Annotated in this window: 14 protein-coding genes and 2 other annotated features; of the genes, 1 reads left to right on the forward strand and 13 read right to left on the reverse strand. The window is 39.1% G+C overall.

Going from position 1 to position 13,789, the window contains the following annotated elements:
* Positions 1–47: 47 nt before the first annotated feature.
* A complete protein-coding gene (locus IGL24_RS11090; RefSeq protein WP_206854022.1) occupies positions 48–491 on the forward strand; it encodes a DUF305 domain-containing protein in 444 nt (147 codons plus the stop codon).
* Positions 492–563: 72 nt separating this feature from the next.
* Here IGL24_RS11090 and nhaC read toward each other — a convergent pair whose 3' ends face one another.
* The 13 genes from nhaC to IGL24_RS11155 all read right to left on the reverse strand — a co-directional run bounded on the left by nhaC (position 564) and on the right by IGL24_RS11155 (position 13,764).
* The gene (nhaC, locus tag IGL24_RS11095; protein WP_207699995.1) at positions 564–1,976 is read right to left on the reverse strand and encodes a Na+/H+ antiporter NhaC; all 1,413 of its coding nucleotides are present in this window, start codon (positions 1,974–1,976) and stop codon (positions 564–566) included.
* Positions 1,977–2,366: 390 nt separating this feature from the next.
* Positions 2,367–3,572, reverse strand: a complete 1,206-nt coding sequence (locus IGL24_RS11100; protein WP_207115901.1) for a M20 family metallopeptidase — start codon at positions 3,570–3,572, stop codon at positions 2,367–2,369.
* 24 nt (positions 3,573–3,596) lie between these two features.
* The gene (locus IGL24_RS11105; RefSeq protein ID WP_207115902.1) at positions 3,597–4,436 is read right to left on the reverse strand and encodes a MetQ/NlpA family ABC transporter substrate-binding protein; all 840 of its coding nucleotides are present in this window, start codon (positions 4,434–4,436) and stop codon (positions 3,597–3,599) included.
* Between the two features lie 15 nt (positions 4,437–4,451).
* A complete protein-coding gene (locus tag IGL24_RS11110) occupies positions 4,452–5,132 on the reverse strand; it encodes a methionine ABC transporter permease (protein ID WP_206854032.1) in 681 nt (226 codons plus the stop codon).
* A 1-nt stretch (position 5,133) separates the two neighbouring features.
* Positions 5,134–6,207, reverse strand: a complete 1,074-nt coding sequence (locus IGL24_RS11115; protein WP_207115903.1) for a methionine ABC transporter ATP-binding protein — start codon at positions 6,205–6,207, stop codon at positions 5,134–5,136.
* Positions 6,208–6,269: 62 nt separating this feature from the next.
* Positions 6,270–6,509, reverse strand: a binding site (T-box leader).
* A gap of 41 nt (positions 6,510–6,550) precedes the next feature.
* Positions 6,551–6,785 (reverse strand) — a binding site (T-box leader).
* Between the two features lie 122 nt (positions 6,786–6,907).
* Entirely contained in the window at positions 6,908–7,582 is a 675-nt protein-coding gene (locus IGL24_RS11120; RefSeq protein ID WP_206854037.1) for an HAD family hydrolase, read from the reverse strand.
* 112 nt (positions 7,583–7,694) lie between these two features.
* Complete coding sequence (locus IGL24_RS11125) at positions 7,695–9,167, reverse strand: helix-turn-helix domain-containing protein (protein ID WP_206854039.1); 1,473 nt, start codon at positions 9,165–9,167, stop codon at positions 7,695–7,697.
* Positions 9,145–9,708, reverse strand: coding sequence for a hypothetical protein (locus IGL24_RS11130; protein WP_207699996.1), 564 nt, complete (start codon positions 9,706–9,708; stop codon positions 9,145–9,147). Before IGL24_RS11130 ends, IGL24_RS11125 begins: the two co-directional genes overlap by 23 nt.
* A gap of 120 nt (positions 9,709–9,828) precedes the next feature.
* Positions 9,829–10,920, reverse strand: a complete 1,092-nt coding sequence (locus tag IGL24_RS11135) for a DUF916 and DUF3324 domain-containing protein (protein WP_206854042.1) — start codon at positions 10,918–10,920, stop codon at positions 9,829–9,831.
* 152 nt (positions 10,921–11,072) lie between these two features.
* Entirely contained in the window at positions 11,073–11,810 is a 738-nt protein-coding gene (locus tag IGL24_RS11140; protein ID WP_207115905.1) for a WxL domain-containing protein, read from the reverse strand.
* 17 nt (positions 11,811–11,827) lie between these two features.
* A complete protein-coding gene (locus IGL24_RS11145; RefSeq protein ID WP_206854046.1) occupies positions 11,828–12,616 on the reverse strand; it encodes a WxL domain-containing protein in 789 nt (262 codons plus the stop codon).
* A gap of 39 nt (positions 12,617–12,655) precedes the next feature.
* The gene (locus IGL24_RS11150; protein ID WP_207115906.1) at positions 12,656–13,381 is read right to left on the reverse strand and encodes a WxL domain-containing protein; all 726 of its coding nucleotides are present in this window, start codon (positions 13,379–13,381) and stop codon (positions 12,656–12,658) included.
* The gene (locus IGL24_RS11155) at positions 13,378–13,764 is read right to left on the reverse strand and encodes an LPXTG cell wall anchor domain-containing protein (RefSeq protein WP_206854052.1); all 387 of its coding nucleotides are present in this window, start codon (positions 13,762–13,764) and stop codon (positions 13,378–13,380) included. Before IGL24_RS11155 ends, IGL24_RS11150 begins: the two co-directional genes overlap by 4 nt.
* Positions 13,765–13,789: the final 25 nt, after the last annotated feature.

Genomic DNA, 13,789 nt, shown 5'->3' on the forward strand with positions numbered 1-13,789 from the left:
TATTGCTGAGATGATAGTCTTGTAAAAAGTAAAAAGGGGTTTTATTTATGAAAAAGTACGGGAAATTTTTGTTAATGATCATTGTTTCAACAGTTATTATGTTCGGGATGATGTATCTAAATGTTTATTCGATCGACCATCTTTTCTTTAGTCGGACAAGGGTCTTTATGGCCTTGATGATGGGTGCTGTCATGGCAATCATCATGTTACTTTTTATGTGGAAAATGTATGAACATAAGAAGCTGAATATCATGATCTTAACGATCAGCTTGTTGGTGTTTGGTGGTTCGTTGTTCATGGTCCGTAGTCAAACGACGGTTGATGATGTGGCATGGATGAAAGCAATGATCCCTCATCACTCCATTGCTATTTTAACAAGTAAGCGTGCCAATCTAGAAGATCCTGAGGTCAAAAAGTTAGCAGAAAAAATCATCGAAGCACAAGAAAAAGAAATCGATGAAATGAAGGAATTGATTGATCGCTTGGATTGAGGTAAAAATAATTATTCCTGTCAAAAAAACAGCCACCTGATCATACTGGTGACTGTTTTTTATTTTATTTTTTTACATCGTATCCTTCACAACGCTCAAGTTTTCCTTTTCTTCTTTCTTTTTAGCAATCCCTAGTCCAGTCATTGCACTAACCATTGAAAAGACTGGAGAAAGCAAGCTGAAGAAGACGAATGGTAAGTAAGTCATGGTTGGGATACCAAACGTGCTGGCGACAAAACTGCCGGCAATGCCCCAAGGAATGAGGTAGTTGATGACTGTTCCTCCATCTTCTAACGTACGACTCAAAACAGTTGAATCAAGGCCTGCTTTCTTGTACGTTTCTTTAAAGGCATTTCCTGGTAGAATCACCGATAAAAATTGTTCGCCGATAAACAAATTCACACCGATACTTGTCATCAGTGTCGTAAAAATCAATCGAGGAGTCGTTGTCATTTTTTTCGATACGACCTCCATCACCGTAGAGATCAAGCCGAATTCAATCAATAGTCCACCCAATGAAAGCGTAAGAATAATCAACGAAACAGTCGGCATCATACTTTCGATCCCCCCACGACTAAGTAACGCATCGATTTGTGCGTTTCCAGTCTCAGAAAGAAAACCAGATTCAAGAACTGTTGCTAAGCGTGTAAATGAAGTGCTTGGTGTCTGGATAAAGATCATTCCAACGGCGACAGCTACATTCAATAGGATCGTTAAGATTGCTGGCACTTTTTTCCATGCACAAATCAGCATCAAGAATAAAGGTAGTAATGACCAGATCGAAATCGTAAAGTTGTTTTCTAAAATCGTGGTCACATTTTGGATTTCCGCCAAACTCGCACCTTTATCTGTGTGCCCTAGAAATGCAAACAGAACCAAAGAAACAAAAAATGCGGGAAGCGTTGACCACATCATATGTTTAATATGTTTGAAAAGGTCGGCATCAACGATTGCTGCTGCCAGATTGGTCGATTCAGATAATGGCGACATTTTATCTCCAAAAACTGCCCCAGACACGATGGCACCCACTACTAATGCTGGATTCAATCCCAAAGTTGTACCGATTCCGAAAAAGGCGATCCCGATCGTTGACATGACTGTAAAGGCACTCCCAACTGCACTTCCGACGATCGCACACACAACAAAAACTGATGGCACAAACCAAGGAACGCTAATGATTTTAAACCCATAGACCATCAATGTTGGAATGATACCAGCTTGGATCCAAACAGCGATCAATGCGCCGACTAAAATAAAGATAAAGATCGGAATGATACCCGGTTTTAGTCCGTTGATGATTCCTTCATGCAACATATCTGTTGGATGCTTTTTCACTACTGCATACACCATCACCATACCAATGGCAATCAAAATCGCGATATTCGGTGAAATCTTAAATCCTACTACTCCAATTGCAATCGTTGCTACGATAATTATTAATACACTTACTGCTTCAATAAAGCTAGGTTTTCTTATTTTTTCCATATCCATTCTCCTTTTTTAAGTTACTTAAGTCTTAAAAAAGAGTAGATATCGAATGACTCCGCCACAATTCATTTTGCGTTTCCTCCCTAATAAAAATACAAAAAGATCTGTTTTCAACTAAGGACGAATTTCTCCGCGGTACCACCTTAATTAAAAACAGATCTGTTTTTCACTTTGATTTGAATGATTTAATTGTTAAAACTTTTCCTGTAATTCATAAATTTGGCTTGATCGGTTCGCAGCAACCACCGACTTTCTGAACAAAACACCAAACCTACTACTGGATGAAAAGTGAACTTTCATGAAGTTTACATGTATCTTTGCAATTTGTCAATCTAAATGTTTTTTTACAAATGTTTTGATTCACGTTCATCCAATAGCTATCTTCTCTTATTTCGTTGCAAGGATTGCTTGATGTTCCTGTTTGATTTTCTCTAGCAATTCTGGCTTTTCAAATAGATCCAAAGCAGTGTTTGCCAACAATTCAGCAGCAATCGCAATGGAAGCTAACCCTTTTTTACTGCGAGCAGCCGCTTTGAATTCTTCGGAGTGACCGGCGATATATTCATCAGAAATCGACACGGTTGGTTGGATCGTCGGAATCACATGGCTCACGTTCCCAACATCAGAAGAACCAAGACTTGTCTGTTCTTTCGTTTCGATTTCTTTATCAGGTACGCCCGCTGTATTGGCATGACTGAAAAACAGTTCATCAAAGGATGGTGTCACGATCACATCATCCACAGAATTTTGGAATAACCCAAATTCATAACTTGTTCCCGTACTTAAAGCCGCGCCTTTTACAATATTTTCGACTTTTTGATACACTTCATTCAATGTCTGACGATTTTTTGCTCGCAAGTAAAATCGTCCTGCGGCATATTCGGGGATCACATTCGCAGCTACACCACCATCGGTGATGATGCCATGGATATTGACGTCTTTTGGCAGTTGCAAGCGCAATGCATTGATACCATTAAAGACTTGGATCAACGCTTCCAAAGCATTCACTCCTTTTTCCGGTGCTGCAGCAGCATGGGAAGCTACGCCATGAAACTTGATATCCACCGGATCATTAGCTAATGATTCAGTCGTTTTACCATAACGGTAAGCTGGATGGACACATAGAGCCGCATCTACATCTTCAAAAAAGCCTTCTCGAACAAAACTTCCTTTTGCAGAGCCGTTTTCGCCACCCTCTTCTCCAGGTGTGCCATAGACACGGATCTCTCCACCGATCTCAGCGATTCGGTCCCGTAAAACACTTGCGGCTAATACAGAATAGGTGCCAAATAAGTTATGCCCACAAGCATGACCGATCCCTGGTAACGCGTCAAACTCTGCTAAAAAAGCAATCGTCGGTCCTGGTTTTCCTGAACTGTATCGAGCATCAAACCCTGTTCGATGACCAGCAACATCTTTTGTAACAGAAAATCCTTCTTTTTCCAGTTGTTTGATCAAAGCGTCTGAAGAATAAAACTCGTAGTTGCTTACTTCAGGATGGTCATGGATATCTAAAGCTAATGCTTGATATTCAGCTAACCGTTGATTGATTGCTTCCTTAAATGAATGTGTGGTTAATGTAGATGTTGTCATAGTAACTTCCTCCAGTTCGATTTTTTATTTTTTACCAAATGTTTCCCAAGCGGGTACGCTCGACCCTTTTGATGTTTCTTCGATGACTTTAGCTGTTTCTTCGGTTTGATAAGTGTCAACGATCTTCTGATAGATTTCGTTATTTTCATCTTCTTTTCTTGCCACAATGATATTGACATATGGTCTAGCACTGTCATCTACTGGTTCTAAAAAGATCGCATCACTTGTTGGTGTCAAACCTGAATCTACTGCGACACCACTATTGATCACTGAAAGATCAACGTCGCTCAAGGCACGAGCTGTCTGTGACGCATCTAATTCAGAAATATCTAAGTTCTTGGTATTTTCAGTAATATCTGAAGTGGTCGGCGTTTGTTCTTTTGCTGGATCTACTTTGATCAAACCAGCTGTTTGTAGCAATAGCAACGCACGTCCTCCGTTTGTTACATCGTTAGGAATAGCTACTTTTGCACCATCCTTTATATCATCGATCGATTGGATCGTGTTTGAATAAATCCCTAAAGGTGCATTCACTGTATTACCGATCGAAACGAGATCTGTTCCGTGTTCTGTATTATAGTTATCTAAAAAGAACTGATGCTGAAAAGCATTGAGATCGATCGAGCCATCTGCTAATGCGGCATTTGGTTGATTATAATCCGTGAACTTCACATACTCGAGTTCAATGTCTTCTTTTGCTAACCGTTCTTTGACATCATCCCAAACATCGGTATCTTCTCCGATGACTCCAAGCTTCACTGTGGTTTGTTTAGTTGTATCTGTTTCGGCATTTCCTTGGCTACATCCCGCCAACCAAATAAGTGCAACAAAAGCGAGTACTGTATAACGAATGATTTTTTTCATGATGATTCCTCCAGTTTAATGTGATATTTTTTTGATCAATAAATTGCTGATCCACTGACTTAAAAAAACAAGGATCAAGATCAGCAACGTCGCAACGATGGTCACGTCGGTTTGAAAACGATTATACCCTCGAGAGATAGCTAAGTTCCCTAAACCACCAGCACCCACTGCACCTGCCATGGCCGTCAAACCAATGACGTTGATGATCGTCAACGCAGAGACACGAATGATTCCCGGTAATCCTTCGATCAAGTAGACTCTAAAAACGATCCCTAAAGGACTTGTTCCCATCGCTTCTGCGGCTTCGATGACTCCAGGGTCCACTTCAAGTAATGCATTTTCCACTTGGCGAGCAAAAAATGGGACAACCCCAAAGATCAAGGGGACTAAAGCAGCCTTAGCACCGATCGTCGTACCAACTAAAAAGCGGGTCGTCAATGCTAGTAAGGAAAGTAAGATGATAAAAGGGATCGAGCGGACAACATTGATGACTTTGTCTAAAAGCTCATAAAGCAGCCGATTTTCAAGCAGTCCTTTGGGGCGTGTCACGACTAGGACGATCCCAAAGCCAAGACCAATCACGCCTCCGATCAAAGCGGTCCAAAAAGACATATACAACGTCTGTTTCGTCGCTTCAATAAATTCATCCGGTATCGAGTAGACATTCGGTAAATAAGTTTCAAAAAAATTAGTCATATCAGCGGCCTCCTTGGATAACTTTCATTTCTTTACTTGCACCATTTTTTTGCAGGATCGTCGCTTGTACTCCTGAATCTATGAGATAAGTCAATGCTTTTTCTCGTTGATGGACTTCTCCTGATAAAGTGACGATCAAACGTCCTAATGGCGTTTCTTGTAACAGTTCGACATTTCCATATAAAATATTCGCACTGACTTGATATTTGCTATAAAGTTGCGCGATCAACGGTTCATTTGTCTGTGTACCGACATAGTTTAATTCGACTAACCATTTATTGGTCAACTGATCTGCGAAAGCACTGTGTGAGCGAATCGTTTCTAATGCTTGATCAACGTGAGTAGCTGTTCGAATAAACTCTTTCGTCAAGACTTCTTTTGGTGCGCTGAAAATTTGAACACTACTTCCTTGTTCAATCACTTCGCCATTTTCCATCACAGCGACTTTGTTGCAGATTTCTTTAACCACTTGCATTTCATGTGTGATCAAAACGATCGTCAAGCCTAATTGCTGATTCAATTTTTTCAATAAAGCTAAAATCTGGTGAGTCGTTTTTGGGTCTAAGGCACTCGTTGCTTCATCACAAAGCAACACTTGTGGATCGCTGGCTAATGCTCGAGCAATGGCGACTCGTTGTTTTTGTCCTCCTGAAAGTTGTTTTGGATAAGCCGTCGCTTTTTCTTCAAGTCCGACCAATGCCAAGAGTTCATTGACTTTTTGACGACGCTCCTGTTTCGATTTTTTCGTGTATTTCAACGAGAAATCGACGTTGTCAAAAATCGTACGACTTTCCATTAGGTGAAAGTGTTGAAAAATCATCCCGATCGATTTTCGTTCTTTTCGTAATTCTTTCGGAGATAGTTTCCCTAACTCTGTGCCATTGATAATAACTTTGCCGCTTGTGGGTTTTTGCAAAAGATTCATGACCCGGACCAACGTACTTTTCCCTGCACCTGAATACCCAACGATGCCGTAGACATCTCCTTTCGCAATCGAAAGATCCACGTTTTTCACTGCTTGGATCGTCTTTTCTTTTTGTTGGAAAGAAACATTTATTTCTTGTAATTCAATCATTTTTACTCCTCCTTCGATTTGACGATAAAAAAGGCATCCTCAAGAAAATGACTCATCACTTTCTTGAGGACGCCTTTTTGCGTGTTACCACCTCATGTTCAAGTTACACTCACATGTAACTCCTTTTCAAGTACAAACATACTCTAGCAAGCTAACGGTTGCGACCGTCACCGCCTTACAAAGTTGCTCGGGGTGAATTGCTCAATAGCCATTTTCCAAATCTTCCACCTTGCTTCTTCTCAGCTACCGAAGCTCTCTGTTAAAGGTTTTTGTATCTGTACTTACTATTTCAACGCAAAAAATATATAAAAAAAATCCTTTTATCAGCAGATATATCTGCTGATAAAAGGACGACGTATCGTGGTACCACCTTTATTCGGAAGTTTCCTTCCCTCAATCCAACATCTCTTAACGAGAGATTGGCTGTTCGTTTTAACGGTCGAACATTTCCGAACTTGCCTACTTATCGACAAGTTATTCTCCAAGGCCATTTTTCAACTTTTCTTACTTGACTCTTTACACCAACCAGAGTCTCTCTTTGAAGTTTCCAAGCTTACTTTCCTTATCAACGAATCTATATTTTGTTGTTGAGAACACTTTATCTAAGTAAAAACAAAAAGTCAAGCAAGAAATTTAAAAAAAATCATTTGCTTGATCTATAAATGGATAAAATCCTTGATAATACTACATTTCCAGCATTTTAATTTTTTTCTTTTTGCTTCTCTAACATCTCCAACACTGTCAATAGATCCTTGCCTTCCGCTAAAATAGACAAATCTGCCTTTTCACTTTCAGTATAGGCTCGATCAAAGCTTGAATCTGGAATCAAAACGACACCCATTCCTGCTCGTGATGCTGAGGTTGCGCCAACTAATGAATCTTCGACTGCAAATGCTTCTGACGCTATTAATCCAGACCGCTCTAAAGCAGTTAGGTAAGGAATTGGTGAAGGTTTATTTTCAGACACTTCATCCCCAAAGGTATATGTATGAAAATAAGGCTTCAAAGAAAATTGATCCAAAATATTTGTTGCTCGTTTTGTAACTGTTGTGGTTGCTAAACCAAGGATAAGTTTTTGTTCCCTCAATTCTTTTAGTACTTCTTTTGCATAAGGTTTTAGCTGGATTGCGCCACTATGCAGTTGTTGATAAAAATACTCTTCTCTTTTTTCACGAACGTTTTGCACCATCTCTGGTGTTCCCGCCATTTTTATCAACAGATCATAGCTTTGTTTCCAATTTTTTCCGCCCCACGAATCAACGACTGCTTTAGGTATTTCAATGTCAAATTGCTTGAAGCCCCATAACCATCCGTCGCGGTAAGTCTTTTCTGTATCAACTAATAATCCATCTAAATCAAATATTGCACCCTTCATATCCACTGATCCTTTCAAAAAACAATACATCTAGTGTATCATGTTTTCACATCCAAACCAATGGACTTCGTAGCATTTTTGTTATGGTCGATCATTACGCCAGTCAAGAAAATCAGTTATTCAGATTCATTTTAGTTATTTTATTTCTACGTATCCTTAATAATTGATTCGTAAAATTAGCCCAATCGACTGCTCGCGGAGGAACTAACCAAATGATCTGGAACAAATCCCCAGAAGAGCAGATTTCTTTATCTGTTAAAAGAAGGTCAGTTTCTTCATCTGCTTTCGTTTGATAGATGATATTCAAATCCGAGATTTTCTGGATGTTGCCTTTGATCAACGCATTGAACTGGGGACCAAAAGAAAAATCAATACAAATCCGAAGTGGTTTCAGTTGTTGATCGATCGGTAATGTATCCATCATGACTAGCACATAGTGGAAAAACAGAAATTCTTTTGCCGCCCAGATTTGCTTATTCGCTTTATGTTTTTGAATATACTCTCGACAAAACAAAAAGTACTCTGGATACATTTCATAAAAATAAGTGACGTCCAAATTGTTATTGTCATCCACATTTTCCTCTTTGAAATATTTGATTTTCAAATGTAAGACCGTCAACTGTCTTCTGATTTCCTTTAACTGATTTTCTGATAGAATAAATGATTGCCCAAGTTCTTCAAGAAATAACTCGTTCAACGCGAGTATTTCCTTTTGCGCTACTCCCTCAATAAGTTCAGGATCATTGATGGCTCCTTCGACAACAAGATAAGCAAAAATTTGTTGTGCTTCAATCAACCGCTCTTTTTCCGTGTCGATCTTCGCCTCTTTTTCCAGCCAAGAATAAATGATCCCAAAGAAATCATTTTTTTGTAACGTTTTTTTATTGAACGTCAATCGAGCTTTTTTATTATCGGACATTCGCCAGCCATTCTTTATGCGAATCAAACTCACTGAAAGAAAATGCTGAAGTTTGGATTCACTAAACCCAGTAAATGAAGCGGCAAATTTCGGCTCTAGTGCCCGAATCAATTCTTCTACTTGTTTCGTGATTTCTGCTGGGTATTGAGAATAAGACCGTCCGTATAATTTAGTGAAATAAAACGTCACTAATCCACGTACAGCCCCTTCTTCTCCACTTAACAAAAATTTCTTTGTGACCGTTAAATCTTTAGCGTCTAGTCGTGTGCGCATGTCTTTCAACTTTTGATAGACGAGCGGATGACTGATATAATTTTTGATCGCATAGTCGTTCACAGATTCGAACGTCTCAAAAAAGATTTCTTGCAGCATCAAAAAACCGAAGGAATGACGAACATACATTTCACCTAGAATCGTCGAATTTCCTCGACCACTCTCGATCAGTCTCACATTATTTCCTTCAAAAAATAATTGAAATTCATCCGTTAGCCCATAATCCACGAAATCATGCGACAATTCTTCCATTGACTTATTCAGCAAAAAATAAGAGATATCCAATTCTTCTAACACTTTTTCATGATTTTCAACTAAAAGCGGCTTTGTTTCCAAATAACGTAGCAACTCTAACTTGCGTTGTGCTGACTTATCTAAAAATAGTTTGAACATTTTGATTTCCTCTACCTTCTGGTTTTTCTCCATAGAGTATCGTACCTGAAAATAAATAACTCATTGCTGCCAATTGACCATTCTCTGAATTAGCGGAACCAGCCCCACTTGACTGCGGTAACATCACTTGATTATGTGGGTGGTTATCAGAAAAAAAATCATCATCTAAGGTTATTTTACGTGATGTACTAGCTATTTGGCTAATAATATTATTCTGGTTATCCAATAATTTTGGTCTAGGTGATTTTTTTTCTTTAGGGATTGAAAGATTTGGATAGAACAATTCATTTTCTTCTTGTTTTTTCACTTCTTGCTTATCGTTATTTATAATTGCAATATCTTGTGATTGTTCAGTTTGTTCAACTTCCGTCTCTTCCTCGCCTGTTACAGGTAATTCGGGAGTGAATGGTTCAATTTGGATATGTTCTGTCGGATTCAATGGATCATAAATGATCGTTTCTGCATGTGTGTATACTGAAGATTCGAAGTAGACGACAGCAAATAAAAGTGTTCCTAATATCGCGATTTTTTGTCTTTTCATTTTTTCTCCTCTTTTTTGATCAGTCGTCTTAAATAAATAAAATTATGTGATTCAAGCAAAAATTGTCTGACTGATCTTGTCCATTTGATCAGTCAGACGTTTTTTTATCAGGGATTGATATTATTTATTTTCAGATTTCTCTTCATCTTTTTGTTTTTTTCTTTTCCAAATAATAAAAATCAGTAAAAGAAGCAATAATAATAAGATACCGAATAATACATACATCCACGTATTGTCTTGTTCGATCGTCACATCTTTTTCATTTAACTCTCTAGCCACTTCGCCTTTTATTTCAAAGTCTTTTTCAAATTCCCATTTATATTTATAGGTTTCCTCAGTTCCGCTAGAAGTTTTAACTTTATACTCCCCGTCTTCTGCTTTTTCACCGTATGCAGTCATCTTCATCGTATACTTACCCGCTTCCAACTTTTCACCGTTCAATGAAATCGGATAATCAAAGTGAGAATTAGGTGCCATTTGCATGCTTTCCGTTTGACTCTCATATAGCGTTTCATCTGATCCTTGTTTCGTGATCGTTGTTGCTACATTCAATTGATTCAAATAAGCTGCTTCAGGATTTTGCAAATGAACATTGATCACATTTCTAGCATTGACTTGTGCTGGTTCCACTTTCGTTGCTTTCAGGTCAGGTTGGACTGCTGTCATCGTTTGACGGATCAATAACGCCACCACATAAGAGTATTCATTTTTGATTGCTAATCCCTTATCTTCTGACGAAGAATCTTGCGTGTCATCAGACTTTTCTTTAAAAGTGATCCCGCCTGCCATAACGCCATCAAATTTTTCTGCTGGCATAGTCACAGTGATTGGCACTGTCACCTCTGCATGTTTTGGTAAAGTTACTTCAGGTTCAGCTTTCGCATAATCCTTTAAATTATAAACTAAACTGTCATCGGGTTCAATTTTATTTTCACCATACTCCACCACACCATTCAAGTTGGTCGTTGCACTATTGATGGTCGTTTCGATCGTTAAATCTTTGTCTGTATCATTGCGTAATTGGACTTCGATTGTTTGCTGCTTATCGGGCTCCATCAATAAATCAAAATAGGTTTTTTCTTTATCGATTTGGTTTTCCGGAATGACTGGCGTCACGGCAAAATTAAATTCTGAGGCAAAAGCTGATTGACCTGGTAACACACTTATCATGGCAACAAAGAGACTGACAATAAGGATAAATCTTTTTTTCATAATTTTTTTAACTCCCTGATAAATTAGATGTTAGGTGAGGGTATAGAAGAAGTGTCTAGCTCCGAGAACGGCAACTTCTGGCACTTCTTCCTCTCGCCGTGATTAAGGTCAAAACAAGTCTTTTACACTTGTTTTGACCACGATTATTTCTTTTAGTTTCCTGGTGCGTCTGTTAAAGTCCAAGTGAAAGTTGTTTTGTAAGCTTTCGCGTATTTTGTTGTTGAACCTGGCACTTCTAATGCAATACTGTTTTTTGCAGTATCAACTGAATTTCCCCAGTCCATCAAATACGTTCCGGCACCTTCACCGTCTTTTGCGCTCATAACTAATGATTCACTACCGCTTGGGTCTAAGCTGAAAGTTGCAACGCCTGTTGGTTTTGCTGATTGTGAACCAGTCACGACATTACCGTTTGATAATGTGATTTTTGCACCAGTCAATTCTTGATCTTCTGCTGTTTTGAATTGTGCATTTTGTTTCACTTTCAATGTCCAACCTGTTTCAGTTCCGCGGTTGTCAGATACTTGAACAAAGTTTGGTCCTTCTTTTTCAACATCACTTGCATCTTTATATTTTTGTGCTGCAGCATAGTATGTTTGTGTTGTAGATGTGATTTTTTGTTCCCCAAATGCTAGACTTGAAGCAAAGTCGATTGACAATGGACCGTTTGTACCTGGTTCTGGTTTACCGTCTGGTGTTGTTGGGTCAACAGGTGTCACCGGTTGTTCAGGATCAAGTGGATCAACTGGATCAGTTGTATCTGTATTTGGTACATAATTGATGACACCGTTTGATGTATATTCCCCACCATCAGCTGCTGCTACGCTAACTGTGCTGAATACTCCGCCTAATAACATTGTTGATAATAAGATCATTTGTGATTTTTTCATTTTGATTTTCTCCATTCTTAATTTCCTGGTGTATCAGATAGATTCCAGGTTAATATTGTTGAATATGTGACCGCATCTTTTGGTGTTTTACCTGGGATGGTCAATGACACACTTTTTGTGATCACTGAGGACACATCTTTATTTCTTTGGTCTTTTGTTGTGACTGTCTCCACTTTGTCACCCCATGCTTCGATCCATGTCCCTGAACCAGCATCTGATTCTGCACTTAGTACGATCGATTCTGCCCCATTTGGATCTAAGGCGATTTCAGTGGTAGCAGTTGGTGCAGCTACACCTTCTGCATTTGATTTAACGACTGGATCCAGTAATTGGATCACTGCACCAGTCAAAGTTTTGTTTAATGTTTCATCATTCTGGAATTGACCGTTTTGACATACTTTCAATGTCCAACCGGCATTGTTGCCTCGGTGATCAGACACTTGAACATAATCCGGTGTCACTAGATCAGAAAGTGAGCCATCGTCATTTACATACGTTTGTGCTTTGGCATAATACGTTTCTGTTTTGTTCGAGATCTTATTCATACCGAAATCAAAGCTTGAAGCAAAGTCAATCGATAGAGGGCCTTTGGTTCCTGGTTCTGGATCCGTTCCATCTGGATTGGTTGGATGAACCGGTTTATCTGGATCTGGGTCTATCGGATTGACTGGCTCAGTTGGATCAGTATCCGGTACAAAATTAACGGTACCATTACTTTCGTACTTCGCCTGATCGACCGCTTGGACGGTAGTCGTTACTCCTGTCAAAAGACTAATGATCATTAAACCACTTACTGTTTTTTTCATGCGATCCTCCAAAGTGATTTATTTCCTAAGTCTTTTGGTTTATGGTGCAGGAGTAGATTTAAGGCTCCATGTCAACGTTGTGCTATATTCTTTCGCCAATTTGACTGTTTTACCTGGTACATTAAGTTTTACAGCACTTGCACCTTCTGTAGAATCTGTACCAAATTTGTAGATCCAAGTCCCCATTCCTTTACCTGCATCCGCAGTCATCAAAACTGATTCGCTACCAGGTGTCAATGTGTTTTGAGTCACTAGGTCTGGTTTGTATTGATCATCCATGATCGATGCGCTTGCGCCATTACTTAATGATAGAACCGCGCCAGATAATTCTTCGTCTGCGGCAGTTTTGAATTGGCTGTCTTGAGTCACAGATAATGTCCAACCTTCTTGTGTTCCACGTTTGTCTGTTACTTGCACGTAGTTTGGACCGTCAGTACCATCTTTGAATGTTTGGATCTGTGCATAGTAGTCTTTAGTTACAGTAGTGATTTTTTGTTTCCCAAATTGAAAGCTTGAAGCAAAATCAATTGATAGAGGTCCATTTGTACCTGGCTTTGGTCCAGTTGGATCAGTTGGATCAACTGGCTCTACCGGATTTGTTGGATCAGTTGGGTCAACTGGATCAGTTGGATCTGTATCTGCTTCAAATGCGATCACACCGTTTGTTTCATAGCTTGCAGTTTCATCTGCAGCAAACACTGTGCTTGTTCCTAATAATGTACTGAATAAAATAATCCCCGCTGTTAACATCGTTGTCTTTTTCATTTTTCTCTTTTTCTCCTTTTCATAACAATAATTAGCAATACGATCAATAGAAGGAAGCTTCCAATCATCGTAAATTGTTTACTCACATAATCCCCAGTTTTTGGTAACTGTTTGCTATCTCCTTGCGACACTTCATTTGGATTCGCATTTATTTCATTTTCTCCAGAAGGTGATTGATTTTCTTGGGAAGAACTAGGCGAAGTAACATCACCTACTCCTTCTTCAGAACTTGAACTGCTTTCATCCTCTGGATATTCGTAAGTGCCATAAAAACCTGTAACACCTTCACTTTTGATTGATTGATCCTCTTCTGCGAAACCAATTGGTGTCAGACTGAAAAGTAGTCCTAACATCAAGAGGATCTTCCACCTTTTTTTCTTCATTTTACCCACCTTTTTCTCTAACGTT

Source organism: Enterococcus sp. DIV2371 (assembly GCF_050498525.1).
Lineage (GTDB): Bacteria > Bacillota > Bacilli > Lactobacillales > Enterococcaceae > Enterococcus_B > Enterococcus_B mangumiae.